Raw genomic sequence first — 4,148 nt, 5'->3', positions numbered from 1 at the left:
CATTTAAATACTTCAAAGATCAACGTAAGAAAAAGGCAGATGAAGTAGCATGGAAACAATAAAAATTTCTGAACAAGARCTTATAAATGCGCTTTGYGTATATATCGCTGAAAAAMGACAAGTTGGTCCAGAAGAAGTTTCAGTTGAACTAATGTATGATGATGACTACGGTTTCTCTGCAGAAGTAGAGGTAAATGGTCGCCAGCAAATTTTAATTCAAGCAAACTTAATCGAAGCACTACGCTTACTACTTGATCGAGAATACAACGTCAATTCATTTGCAGCAAGATTGCAACTTGAATTAGATGATGAAGAAGGCATTTACGCATTAGCGAAATTTAATAATAATGAACAATAAAACTGTTAGAGCTGTATGCTCTAACAGTTTTTTTATTTGGATTAATATTGCTAGTATGTTTCTTCTTTTAGAATAAAATCCAGTATTTCATGTGTCTTCAATTTAGTATTTGCATCATTTTATCTATCTAATCCAAAGTTGGCTATCCAAATAAATAATAATTTTGACATAAAACGACTTTTATTTATCTATTCGACGAATTACGACAAATAAATCACAACTATATTTGATATGATATTTCAGAAATCTAATATTTTATTATTCAAAGCGAGGTAGAAGAATGATGGTGTGAATTTAGCTGAATTTGCTCATGAGGCTTCTGGTAAAAAAGAAGTGTGTATATCGAGAAGATTAGAAAAGTTCGAAAAAGGAGAACGGAACATGGAAATACAAACTTACAAGTATCCTAGACAAAAGATTAATGGGATTTGGCTAATAATTGCTGGAGCAGCAATGTTTTTACTTTTAATAAAACATAACGGCTATCCAAACGTTTGGCCTTTTATTATTGTTTATACATTAGGAATGATATGGCAATTGAACTCTAAAACTAGGAAGAAATTTGCAGTTGGTTCTGGAACACCGGAACAAAAGAAGTGGGCTAATTTTTCAATGATTATATTGGCTATTTTAGTTTTTCTCATTTTTCATTTTGTTGGTGATGATTATAGAAATTGCTGGCTATTAATTCTTTTAGCTGTAGGTGTTCATTTTTTAATGTTTATTCCGGTACATGGAAAAATGATGTTTTTTCTATCCATCATTTTAATAATCAATTCATTCATAGGATTAATCATTACTAACGTAAATCTAGATGTCTTTTTTGTAGTAGATGGTTTAATGAAAATTTTAGTTGGTGTAATTTTTATTAGGTTAAGTCCTATTGATTTTTAAAATACAGTTGATTAATACATTAGAAAAGAAGGCGTAGTAATGATATTTTTTATGTTAGCTATTAGTGTAGGATTAATATTTTTTGTTCATTATATAACGAAACAGATGTTTAAATACGAAGCAAATCACCTAAGTTCAAAAAAACGCTTTTTAATAAATCTTTTGCAATTTGTTAGATTTGCACCAGTAATTGCATTACTGGTAATATACATACTGGTTTTAACAACTTTGCACACGAAAACAGGTATTCGACTATCTCATGCATGGTATGCTGCGCAATTTGTACGAAAATTATAAAAAAGGCGGTGGAAATGAATCTACCACCTTTTTTATATGCTAGTATTTCACGCTTTCATTTGTTGATTTTCTTCAAATGATTGAAAATCACGCCAAATCTCATTCATCTTTTGTCTACCAACATCAACCATCGGATTAAACTGAATCGCAGCTTGTTGACGCACAGTGTGGACATTTTGAATTGCTTGTTGTAAATGTTTTTCAACCGAATTAGATGTTTTATTAGCTTGTTTTACGATTGAATATCCAGCGACAGTACCTTGCGCCATCGCGATTTTCCCGCTTTCAATTCCGGTAATATTTCCAGCAACAAATAAACCTGGAAGAGGGGTATCCATTTCTTCTGAATGGAGCGGGACATGCCCACCAAGTTCAGGGATGTAATGGAACGGACAACCTGCTACAGCGGCAAGCTCAGCAAGCGGATATAAACCTCCGGCTATACAAACGAAGTCTGCCTCATATATCTTTTCTGATCCGTTAATAATATTCCCTTTAGAGTCAATGTTAGCAACACGTACACCCTCTACTTGATCTGTACCGATAATTTCAAGTGCAGCTTTACGAAGATGAAGCGGCGTCCCGTTTATTTTCATGCCGCTATTTGGATAAAATGTTAATCCAGCTTTTCGAATCCAATCATATTTCATAAAACGGCTACCTATACGTAGGAAGGGAGATGGGGCGAGGTGAGCCGCATTTAAGAGTGAGTTTAAAACTTCTTCTGGTTCACCGGCCTTTTGGCTTAATTCGCTTTTTTCRGGRAGTACAATATGWTCYACTKTRATKCCAGCTAATTGYAATTCRTTTAAAATRGCGAATGACAAAATATTAGCACCGATAATGATTCCTTTTTTACCAACTTGAACGCGGTGAACATTTGTCATAACTTGAGCTGCTCCAATTGACATAACTCCTGGAAGTGTCCATCCAGGAAGGGGAATGGAATACTCAGCAGCCCCAGTAGCAATTAGTACGAACGGTGCTTCTARCGTACCGATATTTGTATGCACGAACCAAGACCTCTCATCTTCATCTAAGTTATATACGGAAACACCGCACCGAATTTCGACTGAAAGGGATTTTGCTTCTTCATGAAGGCGCTTTGATTCTTCTATTCCGTTCCACCATTCCCCAGTAGGCTCTTGATGCAACTGTCCTAACAATCTCCCGCCCGGCTTCATAAATTCATCAATAACAAGTACGTTAAGTCCAAAACGTGCACAAGAGATGGAAGCTGATAATCCTGYTGGTCCTGCGCCAATAATAATTACATCGATCATCGCTTTTTCACCATCTCTCTCACGATATTTGGATGCTGTTTTCCGCTTTCAACAACCATATCGTTTTCAACTACAGTTAAGCAAGCTCGTACATTCGTTTGATTGTTTACAGTCACGCGGCATTCAGAACAATGCCCGATATTACAATAAAAACCTCGCGGAGTTCCGCTATCTTCATGCACTCTTAACGTTCTTATTCCGTTTGCAAGTAGAGCGGCCGCTATCGTTTCATGTCCATATGCTTCATATTGTTGACCATTAAATTGAAAATTGATACGCTGACTACTATTTAAACTACCTAAAATAGGGTGATGTGTAATTCTACTCATTGATTGTCACCTACCGCTCCAAAAGTAACTGCACGCACTGGCGGTTGATATTTTAATGGAATTTCATTTTGGGATATGTTAGGATTCGCATTTTCTACCATTCGWTCTATCRTCATTCTACATGTKCKACCRCYRCAAAAWCCCATRCCAGCACGTGTTCTTAGTTTTARYTCWCKWGCYGAGCAATTATATTCARCAATTGTCGATTGAAGTTGTCCGTATGTAACTTCTTCACAACGACAAACAATTAAGTTCTCTTTATTCGTCATATGTATTCCTCCTCTAGTTCGGTTTACATAAATTATTATGCAAAAACTATGCCAATATAGAGGAGGAGAGGGATTATTGTAACCCTAGTCTTTTTAAACGGTTATATAAAGTGGCCCTCGTTACCCCAAGTTGTTTCGCACATTCTAATTTATTACCATCTAAAATGCGTAAAGCTCTTTCAATTACCTTTTTCTCGTGCTCATCCATTTCTTCTTGTAAAGAAAGAATCGTATTATTATTGCTGATTAATAAGGAATGAGCTGTATGATTGTCTAAAGTATCATTTGTATGAAACGGTAAATATTCTTGTTTTATAATGCCGTCTGTCGCAAATACGACGAGTCTTTCAACTACGTTGCGGAGCTCGCGAATATTACCAGGCCAATTGTAATGAAGCAGTTCATGCATAATATTTGAAGGTAAGTCGCGAATAGGCCTGTTATAGTTTATTGAAAAATCGTTTAAGAAGGAATAGGTTAATTCGATAATATCCTCTCGTCTTTCGCGCAGCGGTGGAATAAGCAAGCTAACTACATTTAAGCGATAGTATAAATCTTCTCGGAAAGTTCCTTTTCTCATTTCTTCTTGTAAATCACGATTTGTAGCAGCGATAATGCGGAAATCGATATGTATTTCTTTTTCTCCACCAACTCGGTAGTACTTTCGTTCCTGCAGTACACGCAAAAGTTTCACTTGCATATCGAGCGGCATTTCGCC

The 4,148-nt window shown here is 35.8% G+C and carries 6 protein-coding genes and 1 pseudogene; 3 read left to right on the top strand and 4 right to left on the bottom strand.

What is annotated here, in order from left to right; translation table 11 throughout:
* The first annotated feature begins 49 nt into the window (after window positions 1-49).
* The 3 genes and pseudogenes from AC1DJR_RS25775 to AC1DJR_RS25765 form a co-directional block, all read left to right on the top strand.
* Window positions 50-358: a YxcD family protein gene (locus tag AC1DJR_RS25775; protein ID WP_000447767.1), complete on the top strand. Its 309-nt coding sequence runs from the start codon at window positions 50-52 to the stop codon at window positions 356-358.
* Between the two features lie 381 nt (window positions 359-739).
* Window positions 740-1,252, top strand: a complete 513-nt coding sequence (locus AC1DJR_RS25770; RefSeq protein WP_429688284.1) for a DUF6609 family protein — start codon at window positions 740-742, stop codon at window positions 1,250-1,252.
* Window positions 1,253-1,291: 39 nt separating this feature from the next.
* Window positions 1,292-1,534, top strand: a pseudogene (locus AC1DJR_RS25765) (hypothetical protein); the annotation flags it as partial.
* 62 nt (window positions 1,535-1,596) lie between these two features.
* Here AC1DJR_RS25765 and AC1DJR_RS25760 read toward each other — a convergent pair.
* The 4 genes from AC1DJR_RS25760 to AC1DJR_RS25745 form a co-directional block, all read right to left on the bottom strand.
* Window positions 1,597-2,832: an NAD(P)/FAD-dependent oxidoreductase gene (locus AC1DJR_RS25760; RefSeq protein ID WP_477003836.1), complete on the bottom strand. Its 1,236-nt coding sequence runs from the start codon at window positions 2,830-2,832 to the stop codon at window positions 1,597-1,599.
* The gene (locus tag AC1DJR_RS25755) at window positions 2,829-3,161 is read right to left on the bottom strand and encodes a (2Fe-2S)-binding protein (protein ID WP_429688267.1); all 333 of its coding nucleotides are present in this window, start codon (window positions 3,159-3,161) and stop codon (window positions 2,829-2,831) included. Before AC1DJR_RS25755 ends, AC1DJR_RS25760 begins: the two co-directional genes overlap by 4 nt.
* Window positions 3,158-3,430, bottom strand: coding sequence for a (2Fe-2S)-binding protein (locus AC1DJR_RS25750; protein ID WP_477003835.1), 273 nt, complete (start codon window positions 3,428-3,430; stop codon window positions 3,158-3,160). The genes AC1DJR_RS25755 and AC1DJR_RS25750 overlap by 4 nt, the downstream gene beginning before the upstream one ends.
* A 73-nt stretch (window positions 3,431-3,503) precedes the next feature.
* Window positions 3,504-4,148 (bottom strand): sigma 54-interacting transcriptional regulator (locus AC1DJR_RS25745; protein ID WP_477003834.1); only part of this gene is annotated, 645 nt, incomplete at its 5' end.

This window comes from Bacillus sp. 05T31 (genome assembly GCF_056396725.1).
The sequence above is the reverse complement of the archived record's forward strand: the minus strand, read 5'-3'. Positions and strand labels throughout refer to the sequence as shown.